The following is a 22,156-nucleotide window of genomic DNA, read 5'->3' as shown; positions in this document are numbered from 1 at the left end:
CGGGTTTGCCCCGCGGTCGTTTGTGCTTGCGGTGAAGCCGGTTAATCCCCGAAACTGCAGCATCGCCTTGCTGCCCATGGGAAGTCATCGAAAATGGCCCAGGAACTCTACACGCGCACCAACCAGAAACTGTTCTTCGCAGGCCTTGCCCTGGAATCCATGGCCAAGGCTGCGAGCAGTGGTGCAATGAACGCCCAAGGGATGGTGCAGGCCGAGCGCGAAGCGGCGCTGTTTCACCTGTATGGCGGGCTGTTGGGGCTATGCCACGAGATTGCCGGTTTCTACCGCTTGCCGCAGGCCTCGGCCGCGCGCGCTGAGTTGCTGCTGGGGGATGACATGCTACAAAGCGTGGCAATTCCGGAAATGGCCGAGATGGTCGAACTGGCTCGAAGCCCGCAAACCTGGCTTGCGCAGTTGCTCAAGGCTTATGCCGAATTGTTTCAGCCGCCTGTCGCCAGGAAAGCCGCCAAAACCGATGTAACCCAACCGCTCATTCAAGCGGTGAATCTTGATGAAGTTGAACGGCTAGAGCTGTCCCACGCAGAGCTGCAAGCCTGGCGGGAAAATCTTAAAGGCTTGGTGAGACGCTTTCGCGACGCGCTGAGTGAGTGCTGATAGTAACCATGGCTGGTACACTACTGGCCTTTCGTGAAAAGCAGGCCCCTATATGTCAACGTCCTTTCTAGAAATTGTCGAGTTGCCTGATGGCCGGATCGAGTTGCGCCGTGCCGAGGATGAAGGGTCCCTGGTAACCCTGGATTTCTCCGAGGATGCCAAGGTATTCCTGCAGGGCCAGCACGTTGAAGTCGCCAAGGCCATGCTTAGCGTCGGCGTACAGATGGCTGGGCGTCTGGTAGAAGGTGATTTCGAGCGTGACGAAGGGCCGCGAGTCCTGCACTGAGGGCACAGAGCCCGCAAGGCGAACCGCTATTCACAGGCAAAGCCTGAACATCAGCCGAGGCGGATGTTCAGGCTTTGTGCGTTTCCGGCCGCAGCAGCGCGCAACAGTTGTTGGCGCGTGCTCTGGTTGAGGTTGCCCAGCCAGCTGACCACGGTGTGGCTGTGGCCAAGGCGCAGTGCTTCGCAAGCCAGTTGCAGTGGGGTCTGGTTGCTGCCCGGTTGCAGCAGCAGGATGCGCTCACGATTAAGGCCGGCCTCACGCAGCCAAGCCTGAGTGAGGCTGCCGGGTGGGGCGATCAGGGCCAGCCAGCGGTTGTCGTCTTCTTCGCTGAGTTCGCGCAGGATCGGCGCCAGCAGGCTGTGGCAGTGCCCTGGAGCGCCGCGCAGTGCCAGTTCGCTGAACAGCTCGGGCTGGTTGCCCTTGAGTGGCGCTTGTTTGGCTTTGAGGCCAGGCAGTACCGGCTGGGCAAGGAACGCCTCGAACAGGGGTAGCTGGACTTGCTGCTGGGGCTGTATGAATGGCTGCATGACGCCTCCTGGATCAGCGGCGCAGAACGCCGACGCTCAAGCCCTCGATCACCAGTTCCTGATCCTTCAGGTCGACTTCGATGGGGGCGAATTCTGGGTTCTCGGCGATCAGCCAGACCTTGTTGCCTTCGCGCTGGAAGCGCTTGACGGTCACTTCATCACCGATGCGGGCGACCACCACCTGACCATTGCGGGCCTCGCGGGTGGTATGGACGGCAAGCAGGTCGCCGTCGAAAATGCCGATGTCCTTCATGCTCATGCCGTGCACGCGCAACAGGTAGTCGGCGCGCGGATGGAAGAACGCCGGGTTGATGTTGCACGACTCTTCGATGTGCTGCTCGGCGAGGATGGGGGCACCGGCGGCAACGCGGCCAATGATGGGCAGGCCGCTTTCTTCGGCCTTGGCGTCGTGGCCAGGGATACGGATGCCCCGCGATGCGCCGGGGGTCATCTCGATGGCGCCCTTGCGAGCCAATGCCTTGAGGTGCTCTTCGGCGGCATTGGGCGACTTGAAGCCCAGCTCCTGGGCGATCTCGGCGCGAGTAGGCGGGAAGCCGTTGTCGTCGAGGCAGCGTTTGATGAAAGCCAAAATCTCGGCTTGGCGTGGCGTCAGTTTCAGCATGGGCTTGGGCTCTGTCTTTTTATACAGTGACTGGGATTATATACAGTGGGCGGCAAGCTGCAAGCCACAACTTTCAAGAAAGCAGCACAGCCCGTAACACAACACCGCATCTTGCCGCTTGCAGCTACACGCTTGGCGCTTTTAAATGTGCGACCGGTCAGTCAGGGGCACCTTGACAGGGGAAGAGCTGAAACGTATGTTTCAAACAACTGTTTGTCAGGCGGAATACTCATGGCCCAATCGGAAACCGTAGAACGCATCCTCGATGCGGCGGAGCAGCTGTTCGCGGAGCGCGGTTTCGCCGAAACCTCGTTGCGGCTCATCACCAGCAAGGCCGGGGTCAACCTGGCGGCGGTGAACTACCATTTCGGTTCCAAGAAAGCCCTGATCCAGGCCGTGTTTTCCCGTTTCCTCGGGCCGTTCTGCGCAAGCCTTGAGCGTGAGCTCGAGCGCCGCCAGGGGCGCCCTGAGCAAAAGGCAACGCTTGAAGAACTGCTGGAAATGCTGGTCGATCAGGCGCTGGCGGTGCAGCCGCGCAGCAATAACGACTTGTCGATCTTCATGCGCCTGCTGGGCTTGGCCTTCAGTCAGAGCCAGGGGCACCTGCGCCGCTACCTCGAAGACATGTACGGCAAGGTGTTCCGCCGTTACATGCTGCTGGTCAATGAGGCGGCGCCGCGCATTCCGCCGCTGGAGCTGTTCTGGCGCGTGCACTTCATGCTCGGCGCTGCGGCGTTCAGCATGTCGGGCATCAAGGCGCTGCGCGCCATCGCTGAAACCGATTTTGGCATCAATACCTCCATCGAGCAGGTAATGCGCCTGATGGTGCCGTTCCTGGCTGCGGGCATGCGCGCCGACACCGGCGTCACCGACCAGGCCATGGCCACGGCGCAGTTGCGCCCACGCAGCAAGGCTGGCGCCCCGGCGAAAGTCTGAGCACTCCGTGCACATTCAATAAAGGATTCTGTATGACCGTCAGCCTGCAAGGCTCCCTGATGGTGGATATCGCCGGCACCTGGCTGACCGCCGAGGACCGCCATCTGCTGCGTCAGCCCGAAGTAGCCGGCCTGATCATCTTTGCCCGCAACATCGACAGCCCGCGCCAGGTGCGCGAGCTTTGCGCGTCGATCCGCGCCATCCGCCCCGACCTTATCCTTGCCGTCGACCAGGAAGGCGGCCGTGTGCAGCGGCTGCGTCAGGGGTTCGTGCGTCTGCCGGCCATGCGCGCCCTGGCCGACAACCCGAACGCGGACTACCTGGCCGAGCAATGTGGCTGGGTCATGGCCACCGAAGTGATTGCCGCTGGCCTGGACCTGAGTTTCGCGCCGGTGCTCGACCTTGATCACCAGCGCAGCGCCGTGGTCGGCAGCCGGGCCTTCGAGGGCAACCCCGAGCGCGCCACGCAGTTTGCCGGCGCTTTCATTCGCGGTATGAACGCCGCAGGCATGGCCGCGTGTGGCAAACACTTCCCGGGCCACGGCTGGGCCGAGGCCGACTCGCATGTGGCCATTCCGGTAGATGAGCGAAGCCTGGAGCAGTTGCGGGCTGCGGACCTGGTGCCATTCACCCGGCTCAGCGGGCAGTTGGCAGCGGTCATGCCGGCCCATGTGATCTACCCGCAGGTAGATAACCAGCCGGCTGGCTTCTCGCGCCGTTGGTTGCAGGGCATCCTGCGTGGCGAGTTGGGCTTTGATGGGGTGATTTTCAGCGACGACCTGTCGATGGCCGGTGCCCATGTGGTCGGCGATGCCGCCAACCGCATCGAGGCGGCACTGAGCGCGGGTTGTGACATGGGCCTGGTATGCAATGACCGGGCGGCGGCAGAGCTTGCCTTGAGTGCGGCCCAGCGGATGAACGTCACGCCATCGCCGCGTATCGCGCGCATGCGCGCGCAGGGTTTTGCCTCGACCGACTACCGCCAACAGCCGCGCTGGCTGGAAGCGCTGGGGGCGTTGAAGGACGCGCAGTTGCTGGATTGATCTGTGGCCTCATCGCAGGCTATCGCCAGCTCCCACAGTGACTGGGTCCAGCCTCGATATTGTGGGCTGACCCAGATCCTGTGGGAGCTGGCGCCAGCCTGCGATGAGGCCGGAACAAGCCAACCCCTAAACCGACCGGCTGAAGGTGGCGGCTTCAACGGCCGCGTTTGCCGGGCAGGGGCGCGAACAGTGCCTCGATTTCTTCATCCCCCAGCCGCCATTGCCCGCCCGTGCCGCCATCGAGCAGCCCGGCGGCGAGCGCCGCTTTCTCCTGCTGCAACAGCTGGATCTTCTCCTCCACCGTGCCCCGGGTAATCAGCTTGAAGACGAACACCGGCTTGTCCTGCCCAATACGGTAGGCGCGGTCGGTGGCCTGGTTTTCGCTGGCTGGGTTCCACCACGGGTCATAGTGGATCACGGTGTCGGCGGCGGTCAGGTTCAGGCCGGTGCCGCCCGCCTTGAGGCTGATCAGGAACACTTCGCTGTCGCCATTCTGGAACTGCTGCACCGGCGCCCTGCGGTCGCGCGTGTCGCCGGTCAGCAGGCTGTAGCGCACCCCCCGCTTGACCAGTTCCTGCTCGATCAGCGCCAGCATCGAGGTGAACTGCGAGAACAGCAGCACCCGGCGGCCCTCGCTGAGCAGCTCCTCAAGCATCTCCAGCAGGCTCCCCAGCTTGCCCTTGTCGGCAAAGCTGCCCTTGGCTTCGGTGCCCTTGACCAGGCGCAGGTCACAGCACACCTGGCGCAGCTTGAGCAGCGCATCAAGAATGACGATCTGGCTGCGCGCCGCACCGTTGCGCGCCAGTTCGTCGCGCACTTTCTTGTCCATCGCTACGCGTACTGTTTCGTAGGTGTCGCGCTGCGCGTCGCTGAGCTCGACCCAGTGGATCATCTCGGTCTTGGCCGGCAACTCGGTTGCCACTTGCTCTTTGGTACGGCGCAGCAGGAACGGGCGGATGCGCTTGGCCAGGTGGGCCATGCGTTCGGTGTCGCCGTGGCGTTCGATGGGGTTGCGATAGTCCTGGTTGAAGCGCTTGCTGTCACCCAGCCAGCCGGGCATCAGGAAATGGAACAGCGACCACAGCTCACCCAGGTTGTTTTCCATCGGCGTGCCGGTCAGGCACAGGCGTTGGCTGGCCTGCAGCTCGCGCACCGCCTGGGCAGCCTTGCTGGTGGCGCTTTTGATGTTCTGCGCCTCATCCAGCACCAGCAGGTGCCATGGCTGTGCCTTGAGGTGTTCAAGGTCGCGGGGGGCGAGGGCATAGGTGGTCAATACCAGGTCGTAGTCGGCCAGGTTGGCAAAATGCTTGTTGCGCCCCGGGCCATGTAGCGCCAGTACTCGCAAGCCGGGGGCGAAGCGCTGTGCTTCGTCCAGCCAGTTAGGTACAAGGCTGGTGGGCATCACTGCCAAGGCTGGCGTGGTCATGCGCCCGGATTGTTTTTCCAGCAGCAGGTGGGCGAGGGTCTGCAGCGTCTTGCCCAGGCCCATGTCGTCACCCAGGATGCCGCCGGTGCCCATCTCGCGCAGGGCTTGCAGCCAGTTAAGGCCCTGCTGCTGGTAAGGGCGCAGGGTCGCGTTCAGGCCCTGTGGCGGGTCAACCTGCAAGTCGCGGGCATCGCGCAGGCGCCGCCCGAGGTCGCGGACCTGGGCGCCGCCCTCCCACAGCAGTGGCAGGTCGGCGATGTCGTTCAAGCGCGCGGCGTCGGCGCGCTCAAGGCGCAGGCTGGGGCCGGCAGCCGCGTCGTTAAGGTACAGCCCGCCGAGGGTGCCCATCACCGCCTTGATGCGCCCGTAGGGCAGGGCAACGCGCAGGGCGGGGCTGTCCAGACGGGCGCGGTTGAGATCGATCAGCAGGTGCTCGTCGTCGCTGCGCCGGGCCAGTTCGCTTGGGCGCAGCAGTTCGGGGCTGCTGCGCAGCAATTGCAACACGATGGGCAAGAGGCTGTGGCGCTGGCCATCGACCACGATGCCCAGTTCCAGGTCGAACCACTCATGGCCAGGTGCTTCGTCGATACTGGCGTACCAGTCCTCCACCTCGTGCAGATTGAAGGCAAAGTCGCGGTGCACATCGACTGCCCAACCGGCCTCGCGCAGCTGCGCCAGGCCCTCGCGGGCGAAGCGCAGCCAGGCCTCGTCATCGGCCAGCTGGAACATTTCGCCAGCGCTGTCCGGCAGCGCCTTGCTTTGCCGGGTGGAAAGCTTGAAGCCGAAGCTGCGCAGCACCTTGCGCAATGCCTGCTCGGCTTCGGGCTGGCGGCGGATGCGCTGGCTGGCGTCACCTTTAAGGCGGCTCAGCGGCTTGTCGTTGTTGCCGCTGGCCAGCAGGCCGTCATAGTCGAAGGCGAGGGCAGCGCGGTGCTGCATCTGCCGCTGCATGCGCCCGGTCTTGGGCATGTAGGCACTGAACTCGACGCTGCCCAGGGTCAGCCGGGCGCTGGGCAGAATGTTGTCCAGTTGCTCGCTGCGCACGGTGGTGGGCGTGGGCACCTGACGGTTCAGGGCGTTGAGGCGGTGGCTCAGCGGAATGACCAGATGCTCGGGCACGGTAGGTGCGCTGGCCAGCTGCCGGGCGATGAACGGGTCGAGGTCGTGCAGCAGCTTGCCGCTCAACCCGGCAGCAGCGTCGACGTAATACAGCGGCTCCAGTGGCAGTGCCTGGCAGTCGTTGCTGTCGCCGTGGTGCCAGGCGCCGCGGTAGCTGCCATTGTCCAGGCGCACCCAGCGAAAATCAGCACTTTGCTCGGGGCCTGCGGTAATTGGCACCTGGTCAGGGCCGTAGAGCAGGCGGTCGGTTGCCAGTGCGTACTCGTAAAGTTCAGCGCCTTGCTTGCCTTCCAGGCGTAACACCGGCACGCCGTAGCTGTCCTGGTGGGAGTCGATCATGCGCAGAATGCGCAGGTCTTCGTCAGTCACGTAACGAGGGCGGTAGTAGATCAGCTCGGCCAAGGCGGTCGGGCGTGCAAATTTCAGTGTGCCATCGGGCTGGCGGGTGCCCTTGAGCGCTTTGAGCGTCCAGCGACCCTGCTCGAGGTCAACCAGGTAGTAAAGCGCTGGCCCTTTACGTTTGCCGGGCTCGGCGCTCGGGGCTTGAGGCTCTCCGAGGGTCTCTACCCAGCTGGCAAGCTCTGGCGGCAGTTCTGCACTTGGCGCGCCGGCGGTGACAGTGGCTGGTTCGCCGCCATGAACGCCCTCGGGGCGATCGGGGCCGCGTTCGAGCAGGTAAAACGCGGCCGCGCAGTGTTTGCAGCTATTACCGACCGGGCATGAACAGGAGGCTTCGAAGGTCACGCCATCTTCGGTGGTGTCCAGGATGAGCCGCTGGGTATAGATACGGCCGCCCGAGCCGTGGCATTGCGCGCGGATATCCAGATCGTCGATCGAGAGGATCTCGCTGCGGCCTTCTTCTGCGTAATCCATGCCGCGTTGCAGCGTGCGCCGATCAAAGTCGTACGTCCACTCGCGGTGAATACGGATGAGTTCCTGCGCAAAAGCTGGGATCAACTTACTGCTCCATCATTTCCGGGGCCATCGTTGGCATTTTGCGCATGCCGGAGGGGCTTACCTTGATCAGCAGGGCCAGGTGGCCGCCATCGAGGAAGGTCAGTTGCCCGGCCTTCATGTTGCGGTTGCTCTGTTTGAACTGTTCGCTGCCAAGCACGCTGCCGTTGCTGTCGAGCTGGTTGACCCAGAAGTTGGCGTCGACGGCGATGAAGCGGTTTTCCTTGATGGTCAGGTTGCCTTCAATCGGAAAGTGGCCGAACTGCTCGACGCCGGCACCCAGGGCGATGCTCTCGCTATCCTGCTGCCAGGCCTTGTGCAGCAGCACGGTGTAGTCGGCGGTGGCCTGCAGGCGGGTTAGTTCGTCGGTGAGCAGGGTGCGCCGCTCGGCAGCCTTGTCCAGGCGTGGCGCGCGGGCGCTCCAGTTTTCCGGGGCGAACGGGCTGGTGATCGCCGGCACGGCGTTCTGCCGCACCAGCATCATTTCTACCTGATACGGGCCTTCGGCGAAGGCCGTCGGGGCTACCAACGCCAGCAGCAGGGTCAGGCAACGGATGGCACGCATGAAGCTTCCTTAGTTTGTCTGTGGGGTGAGGCGCTCGAACAGCGCCTCCAACGTGTTGAAGCGTTCTTCAGGGCGCTCCATCGGCACCAGGAAGCGGAACTGCGTCGCGCCTTCGAACTTGTAGCGCTTGGGCTGGCCCTGGATCAGCTTGATCAGGGTCAGCGGATCGACCGGAGTCTCGGCCTCGAACTCAAGCTTGCCGCCGTTGGGGCCGGCGTCGACTTTCTTGATGCCGAGCTTTTCGGCCTGCAGCTTGAGCAGTGTCAGGCGCATGAGGTTCTTGGTCGGCTCAGGCAACAGGCCGAAGCGGTCGATCATTTCCACTTGCAGGTCCTTCAGGCCCTCTTCGTCGGCCGCCGAGGCGATGCGTTTGTAGAGAATCAAGCGCGCGTGCACATCGGGCAGGTAATCCTCGGGGATCAAGGCCGGCAGGCGCAGGTTGATCTCCGGGCCGCCCCCCAGGGGTTGCTCCAGGTTGGGCTGGTTGCCCTTGCGAATGGCCTTGACCGCGCGTTCGAGCATTTCCATGTACAGGGTAAAGCCCACGGCCTGGATCTGCCCGCTCTGGCCCTCGCCAAGCAGCTCGCCGGCGCCGCGGATTTCGAGGTCGTTGGTGGCCAGTACGAAGCCTGCCCCCAGGTCCTGGGTATTGGCGATGGCCTCCAGGCGCTTTTCGGCGTCGCCGCTGATCTGCTGGCGTGGCGGCGTGAGCAGGTAGGCGTAAGCCTGGTGGTGGCTGCGCCCGACGCGGCCGCGCAACTGGTGCAACTGGGCCAGGCCGAACTTGTCGGCACGCTCGATGACGATGGTGTTGGCGCTAGGAACGTCGATACCGGTTTCGATGATGGTCGAGGCGATCAGCACGTTGAAGCGCTTGTGATAAAAGTCGCTCATCACCTGTTCGAGTTCGCGCTCGCGCATCTGCCCGTGGCCGATGCCGATACGCGCCTCAGGCACCAGTTCGGCAAGTTCCGCGGCGCATTTTTCGATGGTCTTGACGTCGTTGTGCAGGTAGTACACCTGGCCGCCGCGCAGCAGTTCGCGCAGCAGGGCCTCTTTGATGGTGCTCTTGTTCTGCTCCATGACGAAAGTGCGCACCGACAGGCGCCGGGCCGGAGGGGTGGCGATGATCGACAGGTCACGCATGCCCGCCACCGCCATGTTCAGCGTGCGTGGGATGGGCGTTGCGGTCAGGGTCAGGATGTCGACCTCGCTGCGCAGCGCTTTGAGCTGTTCTTTCTGGCGCACGCCGAAGCGGTGTTCTTCGTCGATGATCGCAAGGCCCAGGTCCTTGAAGCGCACATCGTCCTGCAGCAGCTTGTGGGTGCCGATCAGGATGTCGATCTTGCCTTCGGCAAGCTCGGCTGCGGCGCTGGCGACTTCTTTGGCCGACTTGAAGCGGCTCATCACCTCGACCCGCACCGGCCAGTCGGCGAAACGGTCGCGGAAGCTGTTGTAGTGCTGTTGGGCCAGCAGCGTGGTCGGTACCAGAATGGCCACCTGGCGGCCGCTGTGCACGGCGATGAACGCCGCGCGCATGGCCACTTCGGTCTTGCCGAAGCCAACGTCGCCGCATACCAGGCGGTCCATGGGCTTGGGCGCGAGCATGTCGGCGCGCACGGCCTCGATGGCGGCTTGCTGGTCGGGGGTTTCCTCGAAGGCAAAGCCTGCACTGAAGGTTGCGTAGTCGGCGGACGGGTCGGCGAAGGCGTAGCCCTTGCGCGCAGCGCGGCGGGCATAGATGTCGAGCAGCTCGGCGGCGACATCGCGCACTTGCTCGGCGGCCTTGCGCTTGGCTTTTTGCCAGGCCTCGGAGCCAAGGCGGTGCAACGGTGCCAAGGCATCGTCGCTGCCGGTGTAGCGGGCGATCAGGTGCAGGTTGGCCACGGGCACATACAGCTTGGCGCCCTCGGCGTATTCCAGGGTTAGGAACTCGGCAACCTGGCTGTCGATTTCAAGCGTGGCCAGGCCCAGGTAGCGGCCCACACCGTGGTCGATGTGCACCACCGGGGCGCCTTCGCGCAGTTCGGTGAGGTTCTTGATGACCGCATCGTTGGCAGCTTCGCCGCGCTTTTCGCGGCGCCGGCGCTGCATCACGCGCTGCCCGAACAGCGGGCTTTCGGCAATCAGCGCCATGGCTGGGTCGTCCAGCAGCAGGCCTTCGTCCAGCGGGGCGATGGTGATCGCCAGGCGCTGGTTGCCGGTGATGAAATCGGCCCAGCCATCGACAGTCTGCGGGCGCAGCTTGAGGCGTTCGAGCAGCTCCAGCAACACTTCGCGCCGGCCTGCCGATTCTGCGGTAAACAGCACGCGGCCGCTGAACTGGTCGAGGAAGCCGGCCAGTGCTGCCAGCGGCTGGTTGGCCTTGGCCTCGATGGCCAGGTCCGGCAGGGCGCGGGCCGGGAAGCGCTCGCGGCCGGCACCGGCGTCGAGTTCGTCACTGCTGACCACCACCCGCGGCCACTGTTTAAGGCGCGCGAAGCAGTCTTCGACCGGCATGAACAGCTCGGCCGGTGGCAGCAGCGGGCGGCTGAGGTCGCCGCGGCGTTCTTCGTAGCGCCCGCGTACGTCGTTCCAGAAGTGCTCTGCGGCCTGTTCGACGCCCGGCAGCGAGAACACCTGGGTGTTGGCTGGCAGGTAATCGAACAGGGTGGCGGTTTCTTCGAAGAACAGCGGCAGGTAGTACTCGATGCCGGCGGGGATGATGCCGCTGGCCAGGTCCTGGAAGATCGCGCTGCGGCGGAAATCGACATCGAAGCGCTCGCGGAAACGCGCCTTGAAGCGCGTGACCTCGTCCTTCTGCATGGGGAATTCGCGCGCCGGCAGCAGGCGTACCGAGTCGACCTTGTCGATAGAGCGCTGGGTCTCGGGGTCGAAGGTACGCAGGGTTTCGATCTCGTCATCGAACAGGTCGATGCGGTACGGCTGCTTGCTGCCCATGGGGAACAGGTCGATCAGCGCGCCGCGCACGGCGAACTCGCCATGCTCGTAGACGGTGTCTACGCAGCGGTATCCGGTGGCTTCGAGGCGCGTGCGCATCTGTTCGACGTCGATCTTCTGACCGACATCCAGTACCAGGCTGCTGCCCAGCAGAAAACGCGTGGGCGCCAGGCGGTGCAGGGCGGTGGTCACCGGCACTACAAGAATGCCGTGGTCAAGCTCGGGCAGCCGGTACAGGCTGGCGATGCGCTGCGAGATGATGTCCTGGTGCGGCGAGAACAGGTCGTAGGGCAGGGTTTCCCAGTCGGGGAACGGCAGCACTGGAAGCTCGGGCGCGAAGAAGCGCAGCTCTTGTTCCAGACGGTCGGCGGCCTGGCTGTCGGCGGTCAGCAGCAAGGTAAAACGACCGGCGCTGCTGGCGGCCTCGGCGATGGCGAGGCTCAAGGCCGCGCCGGGCAAGTTGCCCCAGGTTTGTTTGCCGGCTGTGGCCGACATTTGCGGTAGGCGCAGAACTGACACGGGAGATTGGACTCCAAGCGTTGCGGCAAAGAGGTCGATTGTACCGGTGACGGCGCGCGCTGTCAGGCTCCAAACGGCCTGATTGCGCGGCTTGCGGCCGGCGACAGGCGCTCATTGCCCGATACGCCGTGGGGCGTCATAATGTAGCCCCTTTTTTGTTCCCCTACATGTGGAAGGTTACCGTGACTCAGAAGCCCGACCAGTGTCTTGGTGAGTGGATCGATCGTGAAGCCCTGGCTGAAGCGATGATCCCGCTTATCGGTCAGCTCTACCGCAACAACAACGTGGTGAGCTCGATCTATGGCCGCAGCCTGATCAACCGTTCGGTTATCTCGATTCTCAAAGCGCACCGCTTTGCCCGTCACCGTCAGGCTGACGAAACCGAACTGTCCGTCCACGAGACATTCCCGCTGCTCAAAGCCATGAGCGAGCTGAAACTGGGCGCGGCTTCCGTCGACCTGGGCAAGCTGGCCAACAAGTTCAAGCTTGAAGGCAAGGGCCGCACTGCCGAGCAGTTCGTGCGTGAAGAACTGGCCGACGTAGTTGGCCAGCAGAACGTTTCGGCGCGCAAGGGCACCGACGTCGTGCTGTACGGCTTTGGCCGCATCGGCCGCCTGCTGGCGCGCATCCTGATCGAAAAAACCGGTGGCGGCGATGGCCTGCGTCTGCGCGCCATCGTTGTGCGCAAGGGTGCTGAAAACGACCTGGTCAAGCGTGCCAGCCTGCTGCGCCGTGACTCGGTACACGGCCCGTTCGATGGCACCATCACCATCGACGAAGCCAACAACACCATCACCGCCAACGGCAACCTGATCCAGGTTATCTACGCCAAGAGCCCGAGCGAAGTCGACTACACCCAGTACGGCATCAACGATGCGCTGATCGTCGACAACACGGGTGTATGGCGTGACGCCGACGGCCTGGGCCAGCACCTGGCCTGCCCGGGCGCTGCCCGCGTGATCCTCACCGCACCTGGCAAGGGCGCGCTGAAGAACATCGTGCACGGCATCAACCACGGTGAAATCAGCGCTGATGACAAAATCATCTCCGCTGCTTCCTGCACCACCAACGCCATCGTGCCGGTACTCAAGGCTGTCAACGACAAGTACGGCATCATCAATGGCCACGTCGAAACCGTTCACTCGTTCACCAACGACCAGAACTTGATCGACAACTTCCACAAGGGCAGCCGTCGTGGCCGCGCCGCGCCGCTGAACATGGTCATCACCGAAACCGGTGCTGCCACTGCCGCTGCCAAGGCGCTGCCAGTGCTCAAGGGCAAGCTGACCGGTAACGCGATCCGCGTCCCTACGCCGAACGTGTCGATGGCCATCCTGAATCTGAACCTGGAAAACCCGACCAGCCGCGACGAAATCAACGAGTACCTGCGCCAGACCGCCATGCACTCGGAACTGCACAAGCAGATCGACTACGTCAGCTCCCAGGAAGTGGTCTCCACCGACTTCGTAGGCTCGCGCCACGCCGGTGTGGTAGACGCCGAGGCGACCATCGCCAACGACAACCGCGTAGTCCTGTACGTCTGGTACGACAACGAATTCGGCTATAGCTGCCAGGTTGTACGCGTGATGGAAGACATGGCCGGGGTCAACCCGCCAGCATTCCCGCGCTGATCCGCAGGGTAGTGCGTTGAATGAACGGGAACCTCAGGGTTCCCGTTTTTTTTGCGGCGCAGTTTGTTGGCCTGTTTGCACGTGCTGCAAAAGTGTCTTTCCTGGCCTTGGGTGACTCAGGTCAATATTTCAAGGACAATGGCCGGCGCGGTTGGGATGGCCTGGCCATGCGTCACACGCCTGCGTTCGAACAGGCGGTGAAAGGCGAGTGAAAGGTAGCCCACGGATGATCGCAGCCAAGGAATCGGCGCAACCGTATGTAGTGCAGGCAACAGTGGCCTACGACGCGACCAAGGGTTAATGTGCGCGCCGTTCACGCTTGATTAGACTGCACCCGAATTTTCTCATGGCGCCGCTGGCGTCATGATCGCGCCCCGCGAGCCGCCGTGACTCGTGGGCCAGTTCTGAAGGAGTACGCATGGCTGTCTACAACTACGACGTAGTAGTGCTGGGTTCCGGCCCGGCCGGGGAAGGCGCGGCAATGAACGCCGCCAAAGCAGGACGCAAGGTTGCCATGGTCGACAGCCGCCGCCAGGTCGGCGGCAACTGCACCCACTTGGGCACCATCCCGTCCAAGGCGCTGCGTCACTCCGTGCGGCAGATCATGCAGTTCAACACCAACCCGATGTTCCGCGCCATCGGCGAGCCGCGCTGGTTCTCCTTCCCGGACGTGCTCAAAAGCGCCGAGAAGGTCATCAGCAAGCAGGTTGCCTCGCGTACCGGTTACTACGCCCGCAACCGCGTCGATGTGTTTGTTGGTACTGGCAGCTTCGCCGACGAGCAGACCATCGAAGTAGTCTGCGCCAACGGTGTGGTTGAAAAGCTCAATGCCAAGCACATCATCATTGCCACAGGCTCGCGCCCGTACCGCCCTGCAGACATCGACTTCAACCACCCGCGGGTCTACGACAGCGACACCATTCTCAGCCTCAGCCACACCCCGCGCAAGCTCATCGTTTATGGCGCTGGCGTGATCGGTTGCGAATACGCGTCCATCTTCAGCGGCCTGGGTGTGCTGGTCGAGCTGGTCGACAACCGTGGCCAACTGCTGAGCTTCCTCGACTCGGAAATCTCGCAGGCGCTGAGCTACCACTTCAGCAACAACAACATCACCGTGCGTCACAACGAAGACTACGAGCGTGTTGAAGGGCTGGATAACGGCGTCATCTTGCACCTGAAATCGGGCAAGAAGATCAAGGCCGACGCCTTGCTGTGGTGCAACGGCCGTACCGGCAACACCGACAAGCTGGGCCTTGAGAACATTGGCATCAAGGTCAACAGCCGTGGCCAGATCGAAGTCGACGAGGCTTACCGCACCACCGTGCCGAACATCTATGGCGCCGGTGATGTGATCGGCTGGCCAAGCCTTGCCAGTGCTGCCCACGACCAAGGCCGTTCGGCTGCCGGCAGCATTGTCGACAACGGCAGCTGGCGCTTCGTCAACGATGTGCCTACCGGCATCTACACCATCCCGGAGATCAGCTCGATCGGCAAGAACGAGCAGGAGCTGACCCAGGCCAAGGTGCCGTATGAAGTGGGCAAGGCGTTCTTCAAGAGCATGGCGCGTGCACAGATTGCCGGTGAGCCACAGGGCATGCTGAAAATCCTGTTCCACCGCGAAACCCTGGAAATCCTGGGCGTGCACTGCTTCGGCTACCAGGCTTCGGAGATTGTCCACATCGGCCAGGCAATCATGGACCAGCCGGGTGAGCGCAATACCCTGAAGTACTTCGTCAACACCACGTTCAACTACCCAACCATGGCCGAAGCCTATCGGGTAGCTGCCTACGACGGCCTGAACCGGCTTTTTTGAGCGGCTCCGGCCGGTGGCCTGAGCCGGTCGGGGAGACCGATTTCAGCCCTACCCGAGGGTGGTCTTGGCCAAACCGGGAAAGTCTGTAATCAGGCTGTCCACGCCAAAGTCAGCGAGCCGGCGCATCAGTGCCGGCTCGTTGACCGTCCACACCGACACGTGCAAACCCTGGCGCTGAGCCTTGACCAGGCGCTCAGGGGTGCACAGCGTCCAGTTCAATGCCAGCATGTCGCAGCCGTAGTTCTGCGCGACCTTCAATGGGTCGAGCCAGGCGTATTCGGCCACCAGCCCGCGTTTTACATCCGGTACCAATTCAAGCGCTGCGCCCAGCACTTCACGTGAGCTGGAGGTGATGGTGATCTTGTCCAGCACGCCATGCTCGATCGCCAGTTCGCGGATGGCCAGCACGGTGCTGGCGGCGCGGGTGCGCGAGGCGCTTTTCACTTCGAGCTGCCAGTGCTCGAAAGGGCATTTTTCGAACAGCTCTTCAAGGCGCGGAATAGGGCAGGGCTGCACATGCCCAGGGCCACCTTTGCGCGCGTCGTAGGTGACCAGGTCGGCGGCGTTATGCTCGACCACCTTGCCACGTCGGCCGGTGGTGCGTTTGAGGGTGGGGTCGTGAATGACCATCAGCTGGTTGTCGGCCGAAAGGTGCAGGTCGAGTTCGCAGCGTGTCACGCCGTGCTCCAGGCACTGGCGGAAACTCTGCAGGGTGTTTTCGGGGGCTTCGCCCTTGGCGCCGCGGTGGCCGTAGATCAGCGTCACGTTCGTTCCTTCAAATCAGATGAATAAGCTCAGGGTGCCGGGTCGTTCTGTTCCAGTGCCTGGCGCCTTTGCTGTTGCTGGCGCTGGAGAATATAGCGCGCCAACAGCTGGCGCTGGGCGTCGGTCATGTCGATGAACTCGGTGCCTACCTCGAAGGTGCCGTCCGGGCGCCGGTCGCAGTGGGTGACGCGGCCGCGCAGCAGCAGGCCGTGGCCACGTGGCATCAGCACCATTTTTACCTTCACGCGGGTGCCGGGGGCAATGTGCGCCGCTTGCGCGAACTCGATGCCGCCTTCGGAGATGATGACCGGTATGGGTGTGTCGATCTCGCCGATCAGTGAGTGGGCAACCACTGCGCTGAGCAGGTCGAGGCGTTTGTTCTGGGCGCGCAGAAAGGCGGCGAGGGTGCGGTCTTTTTCGCTCAACTGGCGCAACAGGTGCTGCGATTCGAAATCGCTCAGGTGCAACTCGCTGAGCAAGTTGAACAGCGGCGAATCATCCTGCAACAGTTCTGTCTCAAGGGCTTCGGCCGCGCTGAGTGGGCTGATTTGAAGTGCGATCCGATCTTCGATGCGGTAGTATTCGCGGCGATCTTCTTCGTCTAATGTCGTCATGGCGAACCCAAGGTTACGGCGGTGGTCCGAGTGTAAAGCCGCCGTAGGCGCCTCGCCACAAGGACGTTCCCTTTCATCCGAACAAGCCCCGACATGTTCAGACCTCTTTTCGTATTCATTGGTACGCGCTACACCCGTGCCAAGCGTCGCAACCACTTCGTCTCGTTCATTTCGCTGACCTCGATGATCGGCCTCGCCCTGGGCGTGGTAGTGATGATCGTCGTGCTCTCGGTGATGAACGGCTTCGACCACGAGATGCGTACCCGCGTGCTGGGCATGGTCCCTCATGCCACGCTCGAGTCTGGCCAGCCGATCGACGACTGGCAGGCCCTTGCCTCTGAAGTAAAGCAGAATCCGCAGGTGACGGCGGTAGCGCCGTTCACGCAGATGCAGGGTTTGCTGACCCACGACGGCAAAGTGCAGAAAATGCTGCTCAACGGCATTGACCCGGCGCATGAGCGCGAGGTGTCGATCATCGAGCGCTTCCTCTTGCAGGGGAAGCTCGATCAGCTTGCGCCGGGTGAGTGGGGTATTCTTATTGGTGATCGCGCCGCGCAAAAGCTCGGTGTGGCGGTAGGCGACAAAGTCACCTTCGTCGCCCCCGAAGTCAGCGTCACGCCTGCCGGCATGTTCCCGCGCATGAAGCGCTTCACCGTGGTCGGTACTTTCCACGTGGGCGCCGGCGAGATCGATGGTTTTCTTGGCCTGACCAACATCGCCGACCTGTCGCGCCTGCACCGCTGGCGGGCTGACCAGGTACAGGGCGTGCGGCTGAAGTTCGAAGACCTGTTCCAGGCGCCGCGCGTGGCCTGGAGCATTTCGCAGCAGTTGGGCGAGCGTGAGTTCTACCCGCGTGACTGGACCCAGACCCAGGGCAACCTGTACCAGGCCATCCGCATGGAAAAAACCATGATCGGCCTGATCCTGCTGCTGATCATCGCGGTGGCGGCGTTCAACATCATTTCTACCTTGGTGATGGTGGTCAACGACAAGCGCGGTGACATTGCCATTTTGCGCACGCTGGGCGCTACGCCTGGGCAGATCATGGCCATCTTCATGGTGCAGGGCACGGTGATCGGGGTGGTCGGCACGGCAATCGGTGCCGTGCTGGGCATCCTTGGGGCGCTTAACGTCAGTGCGGCGATCTCCGGCATCGAGACACTGATCGGGCACAAGTTCCTCAACGCCGATGTGTACTTCATCGATTACCTGCCATCGCAGATCCAGGCCCCGGACGTGTACATGGTCTGTGGCGCGGCACTGGTCCTGAGTTTCTTCGCAACCCTCTACCCGGCCTGGCGTGCCTCGCGCACCCAGCCTGCAGAGGCGCTACGTTATGAGTGAGTCGCGCATGAGTGATAAAGCCGTGTTGAGCTGCCGCAACCTGGGCAAGAGCTACGACGAGGGCCCGGAATCGGTAAAGGTGCTGTCGGGCCTGAACCTTGAGCTGCATGCCGGGGAGCGGGTGGCCATCGTTGGCAGCTCGGGCTCGGGCAAAAGTACCTTGCTCAACCTGCTCGGCGGCCTCGATACCCCGAGCCAAGGCAGCGTTTGGCTGGCTGGCGAAGAGCTGTCGGCCCTCGGCGAGCGTGCCCGTGGCCTGCTGCGCAACCGCGCCTTGGGCTTCGTCTATCAGTTCCACCACCTGCTGGCCGAGTTCACCGCGCTTGAGAACGCCTGCATGCCGTTGCTGATCGGCCGTACGCCCATCGCTGAGGCCCGCGAGCGTGCATCGGCACTGCTCAAACGTGTTGGGCTGGGCCACCGGCTCAACCACAAGCCGGCCGAGCTGTCTGGCGGCGAGCGCCAGCGCGTGGCCATCGCCCGTGCCTTGGTCAACCGCCCGGGCCTGGTGATGCTCGACGAGCCTACCGGCAACCTCGACCACCATACCGCCCAAGGTATCCAGGAATTGATGCAAGAGCTGTCGACCCAGTCGCAGACGGCATTTCTGGTGGTGACCCACGACCTCAATCTGGCGCGCCAGATGGACCGCGTGCTGCGCCTTGAAGACGGGCGCCTGGTCGCAATCTGAGCTGCTTGCGCGGGGCGTGCTCGATACGCCCCTGATTCACTATTTCATTGGGTGTTCCCGTACATGTTCAGACCCTTGCCTTTGTTCATCGGCGCCCGCTACACCCGTGCCAAGCGCCGCAACCACTTCATCTCGTTCATCTCGCTGACTTCGATGATTGGCCTGGCGCTGGGCGTGATGGCGATGATCACGGTGCTGTCGGTGATGAACGGCTTCCAGCGTGAGATGAGCTCGCGGGTGCTGGGCCTGGTGCCGCATGCCGCGATCCTTGGCCAACAGCCGCTGGATGACTGGCGGCAGGTTGCCGCGCGCGCCGCAGCCAACCCGGCGGTGCTTGCCGCCGCGCCTATTACCGAGCTTGAAGGCATGTTCTCGTACAAGGGGATGATGCAGCCTATCCAGGTGTCGGGCATCGACCCGGCCGAGGAAGGCAAGGTGTCGATCGTCACCCGGCATATCGTTCAGGGCAGCCTGCAGAATCTGCTGCCGGGCGACTATGGTGTGGTAGTCGGCGAGCTGACCGCCCGGCGTTTTCGCCTTAATACGGGTGACAAGCTGACCTTCATCGTCCCCGAACTCAGCAATGAGCCCGGTGGCATTACCCCGCGCATGCACCGCCTGACGGTGGTCGGTATCTTCAAGGTGGGTGCCGAGCTTGACGGCTCGCAGGCCTACATTCACATCGCCGATGCGGCCGACATGCAGAGTTGGGCGCCGGGCCAGGTGCAAGGCGTGCGTTTGAAACTCCAGGACCTGTACGCCGCGCCGCAGGTGTCCAAGGCTATTGCCGCAGGCTTGGGGGAGGGCTACCGCGCCGATGACTGGTCGCACACCCAAGGCAGCCTGTTCAGCGCCATGAAAATGGAAAAGACCATGATTGGCCTGCTGTTGCTGATGATCATCGCCGTGGCGGCGTTCAACATCATCGCCACACTGGTGATGGTGGTGAACGACAAGGGCACCGACATCGCCATCCTGCGTACCATCGGCGCCACGCCTGCGCAGATTCTCGGCACGTTCATGGTTCAAGGCAGCCTGATCGGCATTGTCGGTACGTTGATTGGCGGCGTATTGGGTGTGGCCCTGGCGTTCAATGTGAGCACGGTGGTCGGCTGGGTGGAGCGGGTTACCGGCCAGCATGTCTTCACCTCCGACCTTTATTTCATCAGCAGCCTGCCGTCGGAGCTGCAATGGAGTGACGTCGGGCTGATCTGCACCGCCGGGCTGGTGATGAGCTTCCTGGCGACCATTTACCCTGCGTACCGCGCTTCGCAGGTGGAACCGGCGATGGCGCTGCGGTACGAGTAAAACGTAATCGCAGGAACAGCCTTCGACTGTGAGTGAGCGGCGCAAGGCCGCTCACGTCGGTTATATTCAGCCCTGCGCCGCCCTCATCGCAGGCTGGCGCCAGCTCCCACAGGGTCTGGGTCAACCCACATTATCGAGGCTGGACACATTCACTGTGGGAGCTGGCGACAGCCTGCGATGAGGCCCTCACAAACCTGCACACGACCATGGAATCTCCCACGCTGGCCAGTTGTTCGCACGACAGCAGCCCAGACATGGTGATGTTTTTCAGCCCAGTTCGATTACAAACCGCGTCCAGCCATCTGCATGTTCTGCACGGATTTTGCCGCCGTGTGCCTGCACGATCGAGCGGGTGATCGCAAGGCCCAGCCCGGCATGCTCGCTATTACCTTCCTGGCGCGCCGGGTCTGCTCGATAGAAGCGGTCGAACAGCCGCTCCAGCGCTTGGGGCGCGATGGCCGGGCCGGTGTTGGCTACACAAATGCAGGGCCCGCTCCCCACCGTTACGCGAATTTCGCCGCCGGCCGGGGAGAAGCGCAGGGCGTTGTCCAGCAGGTTGGACAACGCCCTGCGTAGCATGTGCCGGTCGCCCTCGAACTGCGCCGCGCCTTCGCGGCCCAGCCGCACCCCGGCGTCTTCGGCCAGTTGTCCGTAGTACTCAAGCAATGCATCGGCCTCCGCGGCCAGGTCCAGAGCCTGGCGGTTGGGCATCATCAGCCCGTGATCGGCCTTGGCCAGGTACAACATGTCGTTGACCAACTGGGCCATCCACTGCAGCTCCTCAAGGTTGCCATGCAGCGCCTCGCGGTAGTCTTCGAGGCTGCGCGGGCGGGTGAGGGTGACCTGGGTGTGGGTGAGCAAATTGGATAACGGCGTGCGCAACTCGTGGGCGATATCGGCGCTGAACGCCGACAAACGCTGGAACGCGTCGTCCAGGCGTTGCAGCATGGCATTCACGGTGCTGGCCAGCTCGGCCAGCTCTTCGGGCATTTTAGCTGCCGGTAGCCGGGTGGTCAGTGAACCTGCGTGGACACTCGCGGCAACCTTGCCCATCTGACGCAGCGGTTTCAGCCCGCGCCGCGCCGCCCAGGCGCCCAATAGCGCGGTTGCCAGGGCCGATAGCCCGACAGTGAGCCAGATCAGCCGCTGCATGCCTTGCAGAAAGTGCTGGTGGTGGGTGATGTCCAGAAACAGCGTCAGCTGGGCCGCGCCGCTGGGGGGGGCGGCCAGTGGCGTGCTCAGGCTCCGCCAGTTGCTCTGCTGGGCGTGCAGGGTGGCAAGGCCGGGCTGGCGCGGCTCGTCGGGCAGGCCGCTGCGGCTCTCGAACCACACGGCACCATCGCTCCCGCGCACCCGCAGCGCCAGGTCGGACTGATGGCTCAGTTCGCTGCGCATTGCCGGCACGCGAGCCTGCAACTGTTCAGGGTTTGTGACACCGTCCAGCAGGCTGCGCATCAGCGACAGCCGCCCGCCCAGTTGCTGTTGGTCCAGCTCGATGAAATGGCGGGCGCTGGCGTGGCTGAACAGCAGGCCGGCACCCAGCGACACGCTGGCGGTGCAGGCGGCGAACAGCAGCGCCAGGCGCCCGCCCAGGGATAGATGCCGCATCAGTCGCGGCGCTCTTCAAGCACATAACCCATGCCGCGCACGGTGTGGATGAGCTTGAGCGGGTGCGGGTCGTCGATTTTCAGGCGCAGGCGGCGGATCGCCACTTCGATCACGTTAGTGTCGCTGTCGAAATTCATGTCCCACACCTGCGAGGCAATCAGCGATTTTGGCAGCACCTCTCCCTGGCGGCGCAGCAGCAGTTCGAGCAAGGCGAACTCCTTGGCGGTGAGGTCGATGCGTGCGCCGGCCCGCTCGGCTCGGCGTCGCATCAGGTCCAGGCGCAGGTCGGCCAGCACCAGCAAGGTGTCATGGGTGCTGCCTACGCCGCGCCGCAACAGGGTGCGTACCCGTGCCAGCAGCTCGGAGAAGGCAAACGGCTTGACCAGGTAGTCGTCGGCGCCCAGCTCCAGGCCGTGCACGCGGTCTTCTACGGCATCGCGGGCGGTCAGAAACAGCACAGGGGTGCCGAGGCCGGCCTGACGCACAGCTTGCAGGATCTGCCAGCCGTTGCGCCCTGGCAGCATGACGTCGAGTATCAACAGGTCGTGGTCGCCGCTGAGCGCCAGGTGCTGGCCGGTGTCGCCATCGCTGGCAAGCTCGGTGGCAAAGCCCGCTTCGCTCAGGCCTTGGGCCAGGTACTGGCCAGTCTTGGCCTGGTCTTCGACGATCAGTAGCTTCATGGGCGATGCGGTTCCTGGTTTTCACGCCGTGGCGGTTACGCAAATTGTACGTGACGGCCCGGCCGCCCGGCCAAGCTGACAAAGTTGTAATCTTCCCGTCAGTCAGTTGCCAGCCGAGGGTGCCGACAATGGCGCCAACCTTGCTGCTTT

Annotated in this window: 19 protein-coding genes; 10 read left to right on the top strand and 9 right to left on the bottom strand. The window is 63.4% G+C overall.

Annotation, left to right across the window (positions count from 1 at the left end):
• Positions 1–93 precede the first annotated feature (93 nt).
• On the top strand, positions 94–615 hold the full coding sequence (locus HU720_RS03375) for a DUF6586 family protein (protein ID WP_186517232.1): 522 nt from the start codon (positions 94–96) through the stop codon (positions 613–615).
• Positions 616–667: 52 nt separating this feature from the next.
• A complete protein-coding gene (locus tag HU720_RS03370; protein WP_186517230.1) occupies positions 668–901 on the top strand; it encodes a hypothetical protein in 234 nt (77 codons plus the stop codon).
• Positions 902–951: 50 nt separating this feature from the next.
• On the opposite strand, the gene sulA is transcribed toward HU720_RS03370, so the two are convergent.
• Positions 952–1,428 carry an SOS-induced cell division inhibitor SulA gene (gene sulA / locus HU720_RS03365; protein WP_186517228.1) on the bottom strand — a complete coding sequence of 159 codons (477 nt, stop codon included), beginning with the start codon at positions 1,426–1,428 and terminating at the stop codon, positions 952–954.
• 13 nt (positions 1,429–1,441) lie between these two features.
• Complete coding sequence (lexA, locus tag HU720_RS03360) at positions 1,442–2,050, bottom strand: transcriptional repressor LexA (protein WP_186517226.1); 609 nt, start codon at positions 2,048–2,050, stop codon at positions 1,442–1,444.
• Between the two features lie 231 nt (positions 2,051–2,281).
• On the opposite strand from lexA, the gene HU720_RS03355 reads away from it, so the two are divergent.
• Together HU720_RS03355 and nagZ are read left to right on the top strand one after the other, a co-directional pair.
• Positions 2,282–2,986 (top strand): TetR/AcrR family transcriptional regulator, encoded by a 705-nt coding sequence (locus tag HU720_RS03355; protein ID WP_186517223.1) that lies wholly within the window; start codon positions 2,282–2,284, stop codon positions 2,984–2,986.
• A 44-nt stretch (positions 2,987–3,030) separates the two neighbouring features.
• Positions 3,031–4,029 (top strand): beta-N-acetylhexosaminidase, encoded by a 999-nt coding sequence (nagZ, locus tag HU720_RS03350; RefSeq protein ID WP_186517318.1) that lies wholly within the window; start codon positions 3,031–3,033, stop codon positions 4,027–4,029.
• A 154-nt stretch (positions 4,030–4,183) separates the two neighbouring features.
• Here nagZ and HU720_RS03345 read toward each other — a convergent pair whose 3' ends face one another.
• Genes HU720_RS03345 through mfd form a run of 3 tightly spaced genes read right to left on the bottom strand, consistent with a single transcriptional unit; the run spans position 4,184 to position 11,552 of the window.
• On the bottom strand, positions 4,184–7,504 hold the full coding sequence (locus HU720_RS03345) for a DEAD/DEAH box helicase (protein WP_346656552.1): 3,321 nt from the start codon (positions 7,502–7,504) through the stop codon (positions 4,184–4,186).
• 28 nt (positions 7,505–7,532) lie between these two features.
• The gene (locus tag HU720_RS03340; RefSeq protein ID WP_186517221.1) at positions 7,533–8,093 is read right to left on the bottom strand and encodes a CsiV family protein; all 561 of its coding nucleotides are present in this window, start codon (positions 8,091–8,093) and stop codon (positions 7,533–7,535) included.
• Between the two features lie 9 nt (positions 8,094–8,102).
• Entirely contained in the window at positions 8,103–11,552 is a 3,450-nt protein-coding gene (mfd, locus tag HU720_RS03335) for a transcription-repair coupling factor (RefSeq protein ID WP_186517219.1), read from the bottom strand.
• Between the two features lie 167 nt (positions 11,553–11,719).
• Between mfd and HU720_RS03330 the strand changes: the two genes are divergently transcribed.
• The 3 genes from HU720_RS03330 (at position 11,720) to sthA (ending at position 14,996) form a co-directional block, all read left to right on the top strand.
• Entirely contained in the window at positions 11,720–13,183 is a 1,464-nt protein-coding gene (locus HU720_RS03330; RefSeq protein WP_186517218.1) for a glyceraldehyde-3-phosphate dehydrogenase, read from the top strand.
• A 20-nt stretch (positions 13,184–13,203) separates the two neighbouring features.
• The gene (locus HU720_RS03325) at positions 13,204–13,395 is read left to right on the top strand and encodes a hypothetical protein (protein WP_186517217.1); all 192 of its coding nucleotides are present in this window, start codon (positions 13,204–13,206) and stop codon (positions 13,393–13,395) included.
• A gap of 206 nt (positions 13,396–13,601) precedes the next feature.
• Positions 13,602–14,996 carry a Si-specific NAD(P)(+) transhydrogenase gene (gene sthA, locus HU720_RS03320; RefSeq protein ID WP_186517216.1) on the top strand — a complete coding sequence of 465 codons (1,395 nt, stop codon included), beginning with the start codon at positions 13,602–13,604 and terminating at the stop codon, positions 14,994–14,996.
• A 48-nt stretch (positions 14,997–15,044) separates the two neighbouring features.
• Here the strand turns inward: sthA and HU720_RS03315 are convergent, their stop codons facing one another.
• Positions 15,045–15,761 carry a glycerophosphodiester phosphodiesterase gene (locus tag HU720_RS03315; RefSeq protein WP_186517215.1) on the bottom strand — a complete coding sequence of 239 codons (717 nt, stop codon included), beginning with the start codon at positions 15,759–15,761 and terminating at the stop codon, positions 15,045–15,047.
• A gap of 29 nt (positions 15,762–15,790) precedes the next feature.
• A complete protein-coding gene (locus tag HU720_RS03310) occupies positions 15,791–16,375 on the bottom strand; it encodes a PilZ domain-containing protein (RefSeq protein ID WP_186517214.1) in 585 nt (194 codons plus the stop codon).
• 93 nt (positions 16,376–16,468) lie between these two features.
• On the opposite strand from HU720_RS03310, the gene HU720_RS03305 reads away from it, so the two are divergent.
• From HU720_RS03305 to HU720_RS03295, 3 genes are all read left to right on the top strand, one after another.
• Positions 16,469–17,719 (top strand): lipoprotein-releasing ABC transporter permease subunit, encoded by a 1,251-nt coding sequence (locus HU720_RS03305; protein ID WP_186517213.1) that lies wholly within the window; start codon positions 16,469–16,471, stop codon positions 17,717–17,719.
• Between the two features lie 7 nt (positions 17,720–17,726).
• Positions 17,727–18,410, top strand: a complete 684-nt coding sequence (gene lolD / locus HU720_RS03300; RefSeq protein ID WP_186517212.1) for a lipoprotein-releasing ABC transporter ATP-binding protein LolD — start codon at positions 17,727–17,729, stop codon at positions 18,408–18,410.
• A gap of 63 nt (positions 18,411–18,473) precedes the next feature.
• Positions 18,474–19,718 carry a lipoprotein-releasing ABC transporter permease subunit gene (locus HU720_RS03295; protein ID WP_186517210.1) on the top strand — a complete coding sequence of 415 codons (1,245 nt, stop codon included), beginning with the start codon at positions 18,474–18,476 and terminating at the stop codon, positions 19,716–19,718.
• Positions 19,719–19,985: 267 nt separating this feature from the next.
• On the opposite strand, the gene HU720_RS03290 is transcribed toward HU720_RS03295, so the two are convergent.
• Positions 19,986–21,329, bottom strand: a complete 1,344-nt coding sequence (locus HU720_RS03290) for a heavy metal sensor histidine kinase (protein ID WP_202883572.1) — start codon at positions 21,327–21,329, stop codon at positions 19,986–19,988.
• Entirely contained in the window at positions 21,326–22,006 is a 681-nt protein-coding gene (locus tag HU720_RS03285) for a heavy metal response regulator transcription factor (RefSeq protein ID WP_186517206.1), read from the bottom strand. Before HU720_RS03285 ends, HU720_RS03290 begins: the two co-directional genes overlap by 4 nt.
• Positions 22,007–22,156: the final 150 nt, after the last annotated feature.

This window comes from Pseudomonas sp. SWRI51 (genome assembly GCF_014268825.1).
In the GTDB taxonomy this organism is placed as follows: domain Bacteria; phylum Pseudomonadota; class Gammaproteobacteria; order Pseudomonadales; family Pseudomonadaceae; genus Aquipseudomonas; species Aquipseudomonas farsensis.
This window is presented reverse-complemented; position numbering and strand designations above follow the sequence as displayed.

Excerpts from the sequence above, each read along its gene's own strand:
- HU720_RS03325 (WP_186517217.1), top strand. The coding sequence starts at position 13,204 with ATGAACGGGAACCTCAGGGTTCCCGTTTTTTTTGCGGCGCAGTTTGTT.
- lolD (WP_186517212.1), top strand. The coding sequence starts at position 17,727 with ATGAGTGATAAAGCCGTGTTGAGCTGCCGCAACCTGGGCAAGAGCTAC.
- lexA (WP_186517226.1), bottom strand. The coding sequence starts at position 2,050 with ATGCTGAAACTGACGCCACGCCAAGCCGAGATTTTGGCTTTCATCAAA.
- HU720_RS03370 (WP_186517230.1), top strand. The coding sequence starts at position 668 with ATGTCAACGTCCTTTCTAGAAATTGTCGAGTTGCCTGATGGCCGGATC.
- sulA (WP_186517228.1), bottom strand. The coding sequence starts at position 1,428 with ATGCAGCCATTCATACAGCCCCAGCAGCAAGTCCAGCTACCCCTGTTC.
- HU720_RS03285 (WP_186517206.1), bottom strand. The coding sequence starts at position 22,006 with ATGAAGCTACTGATCGTCGAAGACCAGGCCAAGACTGGCCAGTACCTG.
- HU720_RS03310 (WP_186517214.1), bottom strand. The coding sequence starts at position 16,375 with ATGACGACATTAGACGAAGAAGATCGCCGCGAATACTACCGCATCGAA.
- HU720_RS03355 (WP_186517223.1), top strand. The coding sequence starts at position 2,282 with ATGGCCCAATCGGAAACCGTAGAACGCATCCTCGATGCGGCGGAGCAG.
- sthA (WP_186517216.1), top strand. The coding sequence starts at position 13,602 with ATGGCTGTCTACAACTACGACGTAGTAGTGCTGGGTTCCGGCCCGGCC.
- HU720_RS03295 (WP_186517210.1), top strand. The coding sequence starts at position 18,474 with ATGTTCAGACCCTTGCCTTTGTTCATCGGCGCCCGCTACACCCGTGCC.
- HU720_RS03375 (WP_186517232.1), top strand. The coding sequence starts at position 94 with ATGGCCCAGGAACTCTACACGCGCACCAACCAGAAACTGTTCTTCGCA.
- HU720_RS03305 (WP_186517213.1), top strand. The coding sequence starts at position 16,469 with ATGTTCAGACCTCTTTTCGTATTCATTGGTACGCGCTACACCCGTGCC.
- HU720_RS03330 (WP_186517218.1), top strand. The coding sequence starts at position 11,720 with ATGTGGAAGGTTACCGTGACTCAGAAGCCCGACCAGTGTCTTGGTGAG.
- HU720_RS03340 (WP_186517221.1), bottom strand. The coding sequence starts at position 8,093 with ATGCGTGCCATCCGTTGCCTGACCCTGCTGCTGGCGTTGGTAGCCCCG.